Source organism: Ignatzschineria cameli (assembly GCF_003121895.1).
GTDB lineage: Bacteria > Pseudomonadota > Gammaproteobacteria > Cardiobacteriales > Wohlfahrtiimonadaceae > Ignatzschineria > Ignatzschineria cameli.
Genome location: NZ_QEWW01000007.1, coordinates 36,655 through 51,501 on the forward strand (window position 1 = coordinate 36,655; position 14,847 = coordinate 51,501).

Sequence of the window (14,847 nt, forward strand, 5' to 3'; positions counted from 1 at the left end):
GATGATTACTCATCATCCTCATCATTGACTGTGTCAATATCGATACCTAGAGAACGGATCTCTTTAATCAGTACGTTAAATGACTCAGGCATTCCTACTTCAATGCTATGCTCACCATTGACGATATTTTTATAGACCGCGGTACGGCCGGCAACATCATCCGATTTTACTGTCAACATCTCTTGTAGAGTATAGGCAGCACCATATGCCTCAAGTGCCCACACCTCCATCTCTCCGAAACGCTGACCACCAAATTGAGCTTTACCCCCTAATGGCTGTTGCGTTACAAGTGAATAAGGTCCCGTTGAACGAGCATGCATCTTGTCATCCACTAAGTGGTTGAGCTTGAGCATATACATAAATCCTACCGTAACAGGTCGATCAAATGCATCTCCGGTACGACCATCATAGAGTGTGATTTGACCAGACTCTGGTAGATCTGCAAGGCGAAGCATACGGCGCATCTCTTCTTCTGATGCCCCATCAAATACTGGGCTTGCCATCGGAACCCCTTTACGGAGGTTGCCACAAAGCTCTAAGATCTCATCATCACTGAACTTATCAAGATCAACATTTTGAGCACTCTCATCTTTATTGTAGATCTCATCTAAGAAGCTGCGAAGCTCTTGGATCTGTGCATGGGATTTGAGCATCTTATCGATCTTCAAACCTAAACCATGTGCCGCCCAACCTAAGTGAGTCTCAAGGATCTGCCCGATATTCATACGGGAAGGTACCCCAAGTGGGTTAAGACAGATATCTACAGGTGTTCCATCTTCCATATAAGGCATATCTTCTTCCGGAACAATCATGGAGATAACCCCTTTATTTCCGTGACGACCTGCCATTTTATCACCTGGCTGAATACGACGTTTAACCGCAAGGTAGACCTTAACCATCTTCAAGACGCCTGGTGCTAACTCATCTCCTTGGGTTAATTTTGCACGTAACTCTTCAAATTTCTTATTCGATTCTTTACGTTGCTGATCTAAAAGCGCTTTCAATTTTACAAATTCTTCTGCAAGCTCTTCCGATTTCACTTTAAGATCGAGCCATTTTTCACGCTCAATTCCTTGAAGATACTCTTCAGTGATCTTATCGCCCGCCTTAATACCTTTATTGCCAGCAGCAACTTCAGCACCAATTAAGCTTTTACTAACACGCTCGAAAAGGTCATCTTCAAGAATACGTAATTGGTCATTTAAGTCTTTACGAACACCACGTAATTCGCGGTCTTCAATCTCTTTTGCACGACTATCTTTCTCAATACCATCACGCGTAAAGACACGAACATCGATAACGGTACCATCCATTCCGGAAGGAACACGAAGTGAGTTATCTTTTACATCAGAGGCTTTCTCACCAAAAATTGCACGGAGTAACTTCTCCTCAGGCGTTAAGGTTGTCTCCCCTTTCGGTGATACTTTACCAACTAAGATATCGCCTGATTTCACTTCAGCACCAATATAAGCAATACCTGCTTCATCAAGTTTTGAGAGTGCAGATTCAGAGACGTTAGGAATATCTGAGGTAATCTCTTCAGGTCCTAACTTTGTATCACGAGCAACACAGGTTAACTCTTCGATATGAATCGTTGTAAAGCGTTCCTCTTTCACCACGCGCTCCGAGATTAAGATGGAGTCTTCGTAGTTGTAACCATTCCATGGCATAAACGCCACTAACATATTTTGCCCTAACGCAAGCTCCCCTAGGTCAGTAGAAGGACCATCCGCTAAGATATCTTGGCGCGATACAATATCCCCCTCTTTCACTAATACCTTTTGGTTAACACAAGTATTAGCATTAGAGCGCTGATATTTAGTGAGGTTATAGATATCAACCCCTGATTGTCCAACAACCGTTTCATCATCATTGACGCGAATAATGATTCGAGTTGCATCGACATAATCGACAACACCACCACGTTTTGCCACCACACAGACGCCCGAGTCGCGCGCAACAATACGCTCCATTCCGGTACCTACAAGTGGCTTATCCGCATTGAGGGTTGGAACAGCTTGACGTTGCATGTTCGATCCCATGAGTGCACGGTTCGCGTCATCATGTTCCAGGAAGGGGATAAGTGCAGCAGCTACGGAAACAATCTGTTTTGGTGAGATATCGATATAGCTAATCTGCTCTTTTGTAAGAAGGGTAAATTCCCCACCTGAACGAGCAGCGATTAACTCTTCAACGAAAGCACCATTTTCATCTAATTGCGCATTTGCCTGAGCGATACCATAATTAGCCTCTTCATAAGCTGAGAGGTAATCAACCTGATCGGTTACACGACCATCAACCACTTTACGATAAGGGGTCTCTAAGAAGCCATAGCTATTAGTACGAGCATAACTTGCAAGTGAGTTGATAAGACCGATGTTAGGTCCTTCAGGTGTTTCGATAGGACAGACGCGACCATAGTGAGTAACATGAACGTCACGAACTTCAAAGCCAGCACGCTCACGAGTTAAACCACCAGGACCTAATGCAGAGATACGACGCTTATGAGTCACCTCAGACAATGGGTTGTTCTGGTCCATAAATTGCGATAATTGTGAAGATCCAAAGAACTCCTTAATTGCCGCACCAACAGGTTTCGCATTGATTAAATCGTGAGGTGTTAATCCTTCCGCTTCTGCTAAAAGAAGACGATCTTTAACGGCTCTTTCGATACGAACTAAGCCGATACGGTAGACGTTTTCAACCATCTCACCAACAGAACGAATACGACGGTTTCCTAAATGGTCAACATCATCAACCTGACCATGACCATTACGGATTGCAACTAGCTCTTTTAAGACATCTAAAATATCTTGATTAGAGAGTGTCCCTTCTCCAGTATCGGTATCACGGCCGAGGCGGCGATTAAACTTCATTCGACCTACAGCAGAGAGATCATAACGATCACTTGTGAAGAAGAGGCTAGCAAAGAGATTCTCTGCCGCTTCTTTTGTAGGTGGTTCGCCAGGACGCATCATTCGATAGATTTCGATCTGCGCTTCTAACTGACTTTTTGTTGTATCAGCACGTAAGGTATCTGAGATATAAGCACCGCAATCAACATCATTCGTGAAGAGAACGGGGATCTCATTGATACCATATGCCACAAACTTCTCTAATGTCTCTGCAGTAATAACATCATTTGCTAATGCTAATAATTCACCGGTCGACTCATCCATAATATCTTGCGATATTACTTTACCAACAAGATATTCAAATGGTACTTCTAACTCCTCAATTCCCGCCTCTTCAAGACGTTTAATATGGCGAGCAGTTACACGACGTCCCTTCTCAACTAAGACATCACCATCAAGAATAATGTCAAAAGCAGCCATCTCACCACGAAGACGAGCAGGAACTAACTCAAGGAAGAGTTTCTTCCCTTTAATTAAGAATTTATTGGTCTCAAAAAACTCAGCTAAGATCTCAGCATCAGAAAGACCGAGTGCTTTTAAGATAATGGTCGCATGGAGCTTTCTACGGCGATCGATACGAGCATAAACTAGATCTTTAGCATCAAATTCAAAATCCATCCAAGAACCACGATAAGGGATAATTCTTGCGGAGAAGAGTAATTTACCAGATGAGTGCCCTTTTCCTTTATCATGATCGAAGAAGACACCCGGTGAACGATGAAGCTGAGAGACAATTACTCGCTCAGTACCATTGATCACGAATGTTCCATTTTCAGTCATTAAAGGAATTTCACCTAAATAGACACCACCACGACCAAATTGATCGATATCCGCTTCACGGATCTCTTTAATTTCGCCGGTTTCTAAATCAGAAATCTTTAAGCGCATCCCAATACGTAACGACGCTGCATAGGTCGTTCCGCGCATTTGGCATTCGCGAACATCAAACTCAGGCTCACCAATATGGTAATCCACATACTCTAACGAGAGGCGGAAACCGTTAGAGGTCGCTGTTTTAGCTTTAATCGCTTCAATGGGGAAAATCGACTTAAACGCAGCGTGTAATCCTTGATCTTTGCGCTCACGTCGAGGGGTATGCTCTTGCAAGAAATTCTCGTAAGAGTCAATCTGTGTCGCGAGAAGAAAGGGGACTTCTTGAACTTCAATCTGCTGTCCGAAGTCTTTACGGATGCGTTTTTTTTCTGTAAACGAATAGACCATGCAATGTATTCCTCATGAGATGGGGAGTGTAAACATATAAATTAATCCTTTGGCCAAAAGGCCTAATTTATACGCTTGAAAAATATTTTTTAGAAGCTAGTAAAGGCTAGAGTCGTAACCCTAGCCTTTATGTTTCATTCTCAATTAAAAGAGTACCTGTTAATATCAGGCAGATAATTGTACATCTCTTTTAATTATAGCCTGATTATTTAAGTTCAACAGTTGCGCCCGCTTCTTCAAGCTCAGCTTTGATCTTATCTGCTTCTTCTTTAGATACTTGCTCTTTAACTGTTGCAGGTGCACCTTCAACGAGTGCTTTAGCATCACCAAGACCAAGACCTGTGATACCACGTACCACTTTGATCACGTTGATTTTCTTGTCGCCGACAGCTGTCATTACAACATCAAACTCAGTTTGAGCTTCTGCTGCTGCGCCAGCATCACCTGCAGGACCAGCTGCTACTGCAACTGCTGCTGTAACGCCAAATTTTTCTTCGATTGCAGAGATTAATTCCATAACTTCTGCGGTTTTCATCTCTTCAATTGCATTAAGGATATCTTCGTGTGAGATTGCCATAATATAACTCCTAAAATTATCTTAAAATTTTGATTAGTTAACGATTCTAAATTAAGAATTGTTAGCAGAGCGATTAAGCTGCTTCTGCTTCTTTCTTGTCTCTTACAGAAGCTAAAGTTGCTGCAAGTTTCTGAACTGGTGCTTTCAATACTGCTAAGAACATTGAAATCGCTTCTTCCTTCGTTGGGAGTGACGCGATTGCTTTCAGTGCAGAACCATCATGGACTTCACCATCATGGGCAATTGCTTTAACGACTAACTTCTCATTCTCTTTTTCCTTAAGGAAATTGTGAATAACACGTGCTCCGGCAACAGGATCTTCCTCGTTCATAGAGAAAGCCATGATGATCGGACCAACAAGACTTGGGATTGCATTTTCAAATTGAGTATCTTTCAATGCAAGTCTTGCTAATGTATTTTTCACAACACGGATATCAACATCAGCTGATCTTGCCGCATTACGAAGAGATGTAATCTGAGCTACCGTAAGCCCGTGGTATTCGGAAAGAACTAGAGAGTGTGCATTATTTGCTAACCCACTAACCTCTTCCACCACTACTTGTTTACTTTGCAAAGAACTCATTTTTCACCTTTACATATTTCGGTAATTACTTACCTGTTACAACACCCAAACAATGACGTTTGGCCCTACGGTAACCCTAATCTAGAACCACCGTCTACGTAGACCATCTTCATTGAGTTAAAGGATCAATCCTTTAACTCAACTTTGACAATTAAACCCTAAGGGAATCTACGGTCTTCGACTCACCTTTAATTTAGGCTAACACTTCATAACAACCTTGTGGATATATCTTGTGGATAAATTTTTAAGATAATTATGATAACTGTTATTCAAAATTAAAAGATAAGTTCACATTCTTTATCTTAAATTATACTGATGCTAAATCAACAGTAATACCAGGACCCATAGTCGTTGATACTGTTAATTTTTTAAGATAGACACCTTTTGCTGAAGCTGGCTTTAAGCGAGTCAACTCTGCGATAAGCGCTTTAAGGTTTTCTCTGATTGCATTCGCATCAAAGTTCACTTTACCAATTGCAGCGTGGATGATCCCTGCTTTATCAGTACGGAAACGAACTTGACCTGATTTTGCATTTTTAACTGCAGTAACCACGTCTGGCGTTACAGTTCCTACGCGAGGGTTAGGCATAAGGCCTCTTGGACCTAAGATTTGACCTAATTGACCTACAACACGCATTGCATCTGGAGTTGCGATAACTACATCATAGTTAAGATCGCCACCTTTCATGCTTTCAGCGAGGTCTTCAAAACCAACAACATCCGCGCCCGCTTCTTTAGCAGCCTCTGCGTTTGCACCTTGTGCAAATACAGCAACGCGAACATCTTTACCTGTTCCATTAGGCATTACCGTCGCACCACGAACAACTTGGTCCGATTTACGAGGATCAACACCTAAGTTAATAGCAACTTCGAATGACTCTTCAAATTTTGCAGCTGGAACTTTTTTAAGAGTCTCTACCGCTTCTTCAAGGGTATAAACTTTTTCAGAATCAACTAACTCTAAAATTGCTTTTTTCTTTTTAGTTAACTTCGCCATCTTACACACCCTCCACTTCGATACCCATTGAGCGTGCACTTCCTGCGATGATTTTCACTGCAGCGTCTAAGTCTGCTGAAGTTAAATCTGGCTCTTTAGTCTTCGCAATCTCTTCTAATTGCGCACGAGTCACTTTACCGACTTTTTGCGTATTAGGTTTTGGACTACCTGATTTGATACCTGCCGCTTTCTTTAAAAGATATGCTGCTGGTGGAGTTTTTGTGATAAATGTGAATGAACGGTCATTATAGACTGTAATCACAACAGGAATCGGCATACCGGGTTCCATCTGTTGTGTTGCAGCGTTAAACGCCTTACAGAATTCCATAATATTCACACCGTGCTGACCTAACGCCGGACCAATTGGTGGCGATGGGTTCGCTTTCCCTGCAGCTACTTGCAGGTTAATATAAGACATTACTTTCTTTGCCATTTGGCGATACTCCTAATAGTATGGGTCAAACGCTTTCCAGCTCCCCAAGTTTTAAAAGACTCGGTATTGTAACACCCTTTCAGAAAGAGCACAACCTTTAATCTTGTAAAGTATTCCCCGCTGTCATCCTAACATCACTAAAATCACATTCCCATTGGACCCACAGAACAAGAGAGCAAACGGAGATAGCATTAAAGATAGTATTAGAAATAGCCTTAAAGATAGAAATAGAAAAGAGCGTTAAAATCAAGAAATTACAATTAACACCTTGACTTCAACGCTCTCCTAAAGCTTTCACTTTTTATTCAATTTTCGCGATAACTTCCGCCTACCCTTCTTTCATCAGAAATGAAACGATAGGTTAACTTTTAGCGACTAGATCTTCTCAACTTGGCTAAACTCTAAATCAACCGGAGTTGCTCGACCAAAGATCATAACAGAGACTTTAATACGCCCTTTATCAGAGTCTACCTCTGTAACGGTACCATTAAACTCATTGAAAGGTCCATCAATAACACGAACCTCTTCACCAATCTCATAGAGAACCTTCAATCTTGGCCCCTCTTCTGCCTGAGCAATACGATTTAAGATCTGATTTGCTTCACGCTCAGAGATCGGGCTAGGACGGTCACTCTTACCACCAACGAATCCAATGACACGAGGAACACTATTAACTAAGTGCCAAACCTCTTCATCCATATCCGCCTGCACAAGCACATATCCTGGGAAGAATTTACGCTCGCTCTTACGGCGTTTACCATCTTTAACTTCTACGACCTCTTCGGTCGGCACTAAGATCTCGCCAAATTTCGACTCAAGACCTTCTCTTGCAATATATTCATGCAGTGCACGAACTACCTGTCCTTCGTACCCAGAATAAGCCTGTATCACATACCAATGCATCTTTCTCTCCTACGAAAATGACAATATAAATGAGATGATGTTTTTAATAATAAAATCAACAAACATCAAAAAGAGTAGCGTTATCACCATGACTACAATCACAAGAAGTGTCATTTTACGAGTTTCATCCATCGTTGGCCACACTACGCGACGCAACTCCATACGAGACTCTTTAAAAAAGACGATTAAATTCTTTCCCGTCGGAGAGGTGAAGAAGATTCCGACACCAACCACTAATCCTGCGATCAGCGCACCAAAAGAGTAGAGCATATTAACGCCCTCAAAGTAGTAATAGACAAAGATCCCTGCCAATACCACTAATACCGCAAGCCAGACTAAACCTTTACTACTCTTAACTTCTTGCCCTTTAGTTTGTGAGGCTCTCTTTGCAACTGCGGGTTGCTCATTCACCTTTACAGGCTTTTTCTTTGTTTTCATCTTATTACTTCTCATTCATGCACATTAAACCGGCATTATACTAGATAATTTTGATTAGATAAAATAAAAGCAGTCAGAAACAAAACTGACTGCTTTATATTTTGGCGGGCCAAGAAGGAATCGAACCCTCAACCTACGGTTTTGGAGACCGTCGCTCTGCCAATTGAGCTATTGACCCAAATACTGCTAGCAGTAATTATGCAATAACTTTAGATACAACACCTGCACCAACTGTACGTCCACCTTCGCGGATTGCGAAACGCAAACCTTCATCCATCGCGATTGGGTTGATTAACTCAACAACCATCTTGATGTTATCGCCAGGCATTACCATTTCTACGCCTTCCGGAAGTTCAACTGCACCTGTTACATCAGTTGTACGGAAGTAGAATTGTGGGCGGTATCCTTTGAAGAATGGAGTATGACGACCACCTTCTTCTTTAGATAACACATATACTTCTGCTTCAAATTTTGTGTGTGGCTTAATTGAACCTGGTTTCGCTAATACTTGACCACGCTCAACATCTTCACGCTTTGTACCACGGAGAAGAACACCAACGTTATCACCTGCTTGACCTTGATCAAGAAGTTTACGGAACATTTCAACGCCCGTACAAGTTGTTTTTTGAGTTGGACGAATTCCAACAATTTCAAGCTCTTCACCAGTCTTAACAATACCAGACTCGATACGACCAGTTACTACTGTACCACGACCTGAAATTGAGAATACATCTTCGATAGGCATAAGGAATGGCTTATCGATTTCACGTACTGGCTCAGGAATCCACTCATCTAATGCTGCAAGAAGCTTTTTAATTGCAGGAACACCGATTTCTGACTCATCCCCTTCGATTGCTTTAAGCGCTGAACCTACGATTACTGGCGTATCATCACCTGGGAAATCGTATGCATCTAAAAGTTCACGAACTTCCATCTCAACTAACTCGATCAACTCAGGATCATCAACCATATCTGCCTTATTTAAGAAAACAAGAATATATGGAACACCTACTTGACGAGATAAAAGGATGTGCTCACGTGTTTGTGGCATTGGACCATCAGCAGCTGAACAAACGAGGATTGCCCCATCCATCTGTGCCGCACCAGTGATCATGTTTTTAACATAGTCTGCGTGCCCTGGGCAGTCAACGTGCGCATAGTGACGGTTCTCAGACTCATACTCAACGTGTGAAGTTGAAATCGTGATACCACGCTCTCTCTCTTCCGGCGCATTATCGATCTGATCATATGCACGAACGTTTGCACCTACAGACTCATTACCTACTTTTGTTAAAGCAGCTGTCAATGTAGTTTTACCATGGTCAACGTGGCCAATTGTACCGACATTGACGTGCGGCTTATTACGACTAAAAGTTTCCTTTGACATAATATCACTCTTCTTGATTAGATTTAATTACACGGAAGGGGAATGGTGCTCATAACCGGAATTGAACTGGTGACCTCGTCCTTACCAAGGACGCGCTCTACCAACTGAGCTATATGAGCAGAAATGGAGCGGGTGATGGGAATCGAACCCACACAATCAGCTTGGAAGGCTGAGATTCTACCATTGAACTACACCCGCGAAACTCATTTATGAAGCTAAAATTTGGTGGTGGAGGTAGGATTCGAACCTACGAAGGCATAGCCGCCAGATTTACAGTCTAGTCCCTTTAACCACTCGGGAACTCCACCTGAGAAGCCATCATTATACATTGTGATTTCAATGTGTCAATTTAATTTTTGATTATTTTTTTATCACTATTTAAAAACTTTTTAAACCGATTTTAAAACAATTAAATTGAACTTTGGCTAACTGTGTAAACATCATTTCGAAAGATTACTGAGTGACTCCAGGAGCACTTTGTCTTTGCTGTAGATGTCAGCACGGAATGAGATACTATCATTCTCTACTCTCGTTGTCATGTATAAAGTATAGACAGGTATCTTTTTATCTCGATCTAAATTAACATGAGCCTCCGAAGATCGCTTAAATGCTGCCTTTATCCGCTTCTGGTCCCAACCCGCTTCGCCTAAAAAATACTCAGCAAGTTCTTCTGGATTCTCAATCCGAACACAACCAGAGCTAAAATCTCGCGATGTTCTATCGAAAAGATACTTCGACGGCGTATCGTGTAGATAGATTGCATGTTCATTGGGGAACATAAATTTAACACGCCCTAAAGAGTTATGATCACCAGGATCTTGTCGAAGCTGGAAAGGGAAGTTATTTCGGCTATATTGTGACCAATCAACACTTCCAGGATCGATCTCTACCCCATTACGAAAAATTCTAATTTTTGAGCGATTTAAAGCATAGGGATTCTGCTTCAATCTTGGAAGAAAATCATTGACCGCCATCGAGCGCGGAACATGCCAGTAGGGACTAAAGACTATATAGCTCATCGGCGACATAAAGACAGGAGTCTTCCGTGCGCCTCTCCCTACAACCGTCCGAGCATTGAGTACCTCCCGCCCCTCTTTCATAACCGAGTAGCGAAATCCAGGAATATCAACAGCAACATAGTGATTCCCCATTGTCTCCGGCATCCAGCGCCAGCGCTCCATATTGATCTGAATCTGCTCGATACGATCACGATTAGAGCGATTCAATTCCGTAATGGTCTTTGTACCTGCTGCGCCATCAGGTTCTAATAGATGAGTTTTCTGGAAAGCTTTTACCGCCTGCCCCATCTTGGCATCATAGTAATTCGCATCTCCCGCATCATACCCTTGATAGTTGAGGCGATCTCGCATCTGGATCACCCGCTCACCACTCATTCCCGGCTTAATAGTGGGTCCTTTGGCAATTAATGGAGGTTCTTGCTCAAACTCTTTTGCCTTAAAAGCCCGAAGCGCACGCTTTAAATTACGATACTCAGGATAGTTCGGTTGCAGTTTTGCAACCTCAACCTCAGGATTATCACTCGCGATTATTGTTACCAATTGCTCAGCAGGATCAACTTTACGTCCCTCTAAGAGCCAATCGGGATCTCGCTTCTTAAGCTCCGGCATACCAACAACCATATCGCGAATATAGGCAAGCATCCCCTCTTGTAGTAATTGATTGATCTCTGCACGATGTGCCTTAGGATCGCTCTGAAGAAGATTCTGAATTCGCCCGACATGGTAGAGCTGTGGTAAAAGCCCCTCCTCTTCACTTGCTAAGAGAATCTGATAGAGTTCCTCCCCTTTCGGCGTCAACCCTTTCTGATCCACAAGAAGCGAAGAATCTGATGCAGAGCTCTTAAACTGCTCATTAAAGCGCTGTTGAAAACGATTTAATATGGGATTACCAACACGCACCTGATAGGTGTAAACTTCTCCCGCTTTAGCCGCTCTCTCTGCCCAATAATTAGCGCGCGCTTGATAATCAATCGCGGCAGTTGGCATAGTAAATCGCTGGAAATTTTCCGCAAGAAGTGAGACTTCATCGTTCGCTTCATCAAGATCCTCTAATAGAAGTTCTGGCGAAGTAGTGGTTATCGCAGTTGTTGTCTCTACCTCTAATGGTGACTCATCTCTCTTTGCTGTAGAGGGTGTCGATAGACCTGCAGGTTTTTGGATGCTCTCCACTGATTCTGAAAAAAGCTCTACTGCCGCCGGCACCGCTAAAGGAAGCTCTGAAATTGCCCCACCTTCAAAAAGAGCGCCGATCGCATCGACATTATTAAGATCAACACGAATCGCGACTGACTCCTCTTCCATGGCTGAAACTGCTCCCGGAAAGAGTGCCATCCAGATCCCCGCTGCAATAAGATGTTTTTTCATCTTGATTTTACCTCACCACTATAGGTATTTATTTACAAAAATTTATTAATAAGAGAGCGTTATAATACACTAATTTATAAAATATTTTATAGTCATAATAGTGATAACCCTGCCTTACTCCGCCCCATAATAGAAGAGATAACCTATTTTAGTAGGTTATCTCTAAGAATCTCGGTGCTAATAGAGCGCGGCTCTAGCTCTTTTGCCACCTTATCGAGCAACGTCTATTGATTCATTGATGAATCGGCTGATGAGTTGATAACACCACTATTACGCTTCTCGCTTTTTAAGAGAGAGCAGATCAAATGGGGTCTCCTGATAGACGCAGTAATTTAACCAATTAGCAAAGAGAAGATTACCGTGGGAGCGCCAGGTGACTACCGGTGATTCAGCCGGATCATTATGACGATAGTAATTTTGAGGTGGAGCAATCTTATCACCACGCTCTAAATCACGACGATATTCACGATCTAATGTGTCATGATCATACTCTCCATGCCCCATCACATAGACATGACGCAGATCTCTATTAGCGACAATATGCACTCCCGCCTCTTCCGATTCCGCTAAAATCATCAGATCATCATGCGCTAAGATCTCCTCACGACGCACCTCTGTATGTCGGCTATGGGGCGCATAAAATTGATCATCAAAACCTCTTAAGAGCTTCACATTTTGCGCCGTTACTTCGTGGGAGAAGACACCAAAACATTTCTCCGCTAAGGGGTGCTTATTGACTCCATAACGGTAGTAGAGCCCTGCTTGTGCACCCCAACAGATATAGAGCGTGGAGAAGACATTTTTATCCGCCCATTCCATAATCTCCGTCAACTCCTGCCAATATTGCACCTCTTCAAATGGAAGTGTCTCAACTGGTGCCCCGGTAATGATAAAGCCATCAAAGGCATCCTCTTTAATATCATCGAATGTCCGATAGAAAGTATCGAGATAGGCCTTATCTGTATTTTTAGGCTGATAGCTCTCTGTCGCAATAAAGACGGGATCGATCTGTAGAGGCGTATTCCCTAAGACTCGAAGCAATTGTGTCTCCGTCACCTCTTTGAGCGGCATTAAATTTAAAATTGCAATTTTTAAGGGTCGAATATCTTGTGCTACTGCACGATCTTCATCCATGACGAAGATATTCTCATTTTTCAATACCTGATAAGCAGGTAGCATGTTGGGAATTTTAACCGGCATTTCGCCTCCTTCTATTCCATATCGATGCTTGAGCGATGGGATAACATCTTAATAATCTCAATAGCATCTCAATAACATCATTTTTACCAATGAGAAAAGAGCTGCTTAATAGTGATAAACAGCTCTTTTTATTTTGACGGTTGATCGATTAATTGTCTGTCGCTCTTAACGATCGTATCGCCTCTAACAATCTATCGGTAAAGAGTAAAACAATCGATCATCAACGTCGCTCTCTGCTTATGATTGCTGCGATTTCTCTAAAGCTTGATCGATATCGGCAATAAGATCATCAACATCTTCTAAACCGATCGAAAGACGGATCAGCTCCGGCAAGACGCCTGCTAACTTTAATCCCTCTTCATCGAGCTGTGAGTGAGTAGTCCCTGCAGGATGAATCACTAAGCTCTTAGCATCAGCAACATTGGCAAGCAGTGAGAAGATCTGCAAGTTATCGATAAATTTGATACTCGCCTCTTTTCCCCCTTTAACGCCAAAGGTAAAGATCGCGCCTACCCCTTTCGGGAAGTAGCGCTGCGCACGCTCATAATATTCGCTCGAAGGGAGACCTGGATGCTTCACCCACGCAACAGCAGGATGCTTCTCAAGATGCTTGGCAATCTTTAAGGCAGATTCTGTCATGCGCTCAACACGAAGACTTAAGGTCTCTGCCCCTAAAAGAATTAAGAAAGCATTAAAGGGACTGATACAAGCCCCGGTGTCTCGCAATAACTCAACACGCGCTTTTAAGATATAAGCCTGCTCACCAAGATCGGCATATTGCAAACCATGATAGGCTGCATCTGGGGTGTTAAAGCCGGGATAACGGGGATTATCCTTAAAGATAAAGTTACCATTATCAACAATTGCGCCCCCAATTGAGGTGCCATGCCCCCCAATATATTTTGTCAATGAATGCACAACGACATTGATCCCATACGACTTAAGATTGATGAGATAAGGGGTCCCAAAGGTATTATCCACAATGGTGACAATCTGATGCTTCTCTGCGATCTCAACAATCTTCTCAATATTAGGAATATTGATATCTGGGTTACCGATACTCTCAAAGAAGATCGCTTTCGTCTTCTCATTGATTAAACGCTCTAATCCCTCAAAATCTTCAGGCGCAACAAAATGCACTTTAATTCCAAATTGAGATTGCAAGCGATTATTAAAGAGGGTGTAGGTTCCCCCATAGATGGTGCTGAGAGTGATAATTTCATCACCCGGGGTTGCCACATTCAAAACAGCATAAAGAATAGCTGCCATGCCCGAGCTTGTTGCTAATGCTCCCACTCCTCCTTCTAACGCCGCAACGCGCTTTTCGAGCACATCCGTCGTAGGATTCATAATCCGCGTATAGATATTCCCCGGCTTTGCAAGCCCGAAAAGATCCGCCGCATGTTGCGAATCATCAAAGACATAACTTGAGGTTTGGTAGATCGGAACGGCTCTTGATTTGGTTTCATCAACCACTTGGCCGGCATGAACTTGTAGAGTATCGAAACTCCAGTTTTGGGTAGTCATTTAAAAGAACTCCTAAATTTTATTGGTTGCATATTCGATCCGCTCTAAAAAAGCGCTCTCTTATAGGTAGAAGCGCACAAATCACAGGATCGATATATGAAAAAGTAATCACGCTAAGTCCAAAAAATTAGAAACATAAACTTAGGCGCTTAAGAGATAGCTATATCGCACAGAAAAAGAGAATGCAACTAAAATGTTTTTTCTCAATGCTTCCTCAGCGTCTTTTCAAGCCGCTCTTCCTTATATCGAAAAGCGAGATCATCTCCGCTATCAAACCACTAT

Annotated in this window: 11 protein-coding genes and 4 tRNA genes; all 15 read right to left on the reverse strand. The window is 42.5% G+C overall.

Annotation, left to right across the window (positions count from 1 at the left end; translation table 11 throughout):
* Positions 1-5: 5 nt before the first annotated feature.
* The 15 genes from rpoB to DC077_RS08665 all read right to left on the reverse strand — a co-directional run bounded on the left by rpoB (position 6) and on the right by DC077_RS08665 (position 14,565).
* On the reverse strand, positions 6-4,136 hold the full coding sequence (rpoB, locus tag DC077_RS08600) for a DNA-directed RNA polymerase subunit beta (protein WP_109217963.1): 4,131 nt from the start codon (positions 4,134-4,136) through the stop codon (positions 6-8).
* Positions 4,137-4,341: 205 nt separating this feature from the next.
* Entirely contained in the window at positions 4,342-4,713 is a 372-nt protein-coding gene (rplL, locus tag DC077_RS08605) for a 50S ribosomal protein L7/L12 (RefSeq protein WP_109202077.1), read from the reverse strand.
* A 73-nt stretch (positions 4,714-4,786) separates the two neighbouring features.
* Positions 4,787-5,296 (reverse strand): 50S ribosomal protein L10, encoded by a 510-nt coding sequence (gene rplJ / locus DC077_RS08610; protein ID WP_109202076.1) that lies wholly within the window; start codon positions 5,294-5,296, stop codon positions 4,787-4,789.
* 307 nt (positions 5,297-5,603) lie between these two features.
* The gene (gene rplA, locus DC077_RS08615) at positions 5,604-6,293 is read right to left on the reverse strand and encodes a 50S ribosomal protein L1 (RefSeq protein WP_109202075.1); all 690 of its coding nucleotides are present in this window, start codon (positions 6,291-6,293) and stop codon (positions 5,604-5,606) included.
* A gap of 1 nt (position 6,294) precedes the next feature.
* On the reverse strand, positions 6,295-6,726 hold the full coding sequence (gene rplK, locus DC077_RS08620; protein WP_109202074.1) for a 50S ribosomal protein L11: 432 nt from the start codon (positions 6,724-6,726) through the stop codon (positions 6,295-6,297).
* A gap of 375 nt (positions 6,727-7,101) precedes the next feature.
* A complete protein-coding gene (nusG, locus tag DC077_RS10960) occupies positions 7,102-7,629 on the reverse strand; it encodes a transcription termination/antitermination protein NusG (protein ID WP_109202073.1) in 528 nt (175 codons plus the stop codon).
* A gap of 9 nt (positions 7,630-7,638) precedes the next feature.
* Positions 7,639-8,067, reverse strand: coding sequence for a preprotein translocase subunit SecE (secE, locus tag DC077_RS10965; protein WP_109202072.1), 429 nt, complete (start codon positions 8,065-8,067; stop codon positions 7,639-7,641).
* Between the two features lie 102 nt (positions 8,068-8,169).
* Positions 8,170-8,245, reverse strand: a tRNA-Trp gene (locus DC077_RS08630).
* Positions 8,246-8,263: 18 nt separating this feature from the next.
* Positions 8,264-9,454 carry an elongation factor Tu gene (gene tuf, locus DC077_RS08635; RefSeq protein WP_109202071.1) on the reverse strand — a complete coding sequence of 397 codons (1,191 nt, stop codon included), beginning with the start codon at positions 9,452-9,454 and terminating at the stop codon, positions 8,264-8,266.
* Positions 9,455-9,497: 43 nt separating this feature from the next.
* A tRNA-Thr gene (locus DC077_RS08640) sits at positions 9,498-9,573 on the reverse strand.
* Between the two features lie 5 nt (positions 9,574-9,578).
* Positions 9,579-9,652, reverse strand: a tRNA-Gly gene (locus tag DC077_RS08645).
* Between the two features lie 25 nt (positions 9,653-9,677).
* Positions 9,678-9,762, reverse strand: a tRNA-Tyr gene (locus DC077_RS08650).
* Between the two features lie 132 nt (positions 9,763-9,894).
* Positions 9,895-11,838: a L,D-transpeptidase family protein gene (locus DC077_RS08655; protein WP_109217964.1), complete on the reverse strand. Its 1,944-nt coding sequence runs from the start codon at positions 11,836-11,838 to the stop codon at positions 9,895-9,897.
* Positions 11,839-12,108: 270 nt separating this feature from the next.
* On the reverse strand, positions 12,109-13,038 hold the full coding sequence (gene metA / locus DC077_RS08660; RefSeq protein ID WP_109202069.1) for a homoserine O-acetyltransferase MetA: 930 nt from the start codon (positions 13,036-13,038) through the stop codon (positions 12,109-12,111).
* Positions 13,039-13,275: 237 nt separating this feature from the next.
* Positions 13,276-14,565: an O-acetylhomoserine aminocarboxypropyltransferase/cysteine synthase family protein gene (locus DC077_RS08665; protein WP_109202068.1), complete on the reverse strand. Its 1,290-nt coding sequence runs from the start codon at positions 14,563-14,565 to the stop codon at positions 13,276-13,278.
* Positions 14,566-14,847: the final 282 nt, after the last annotated feature.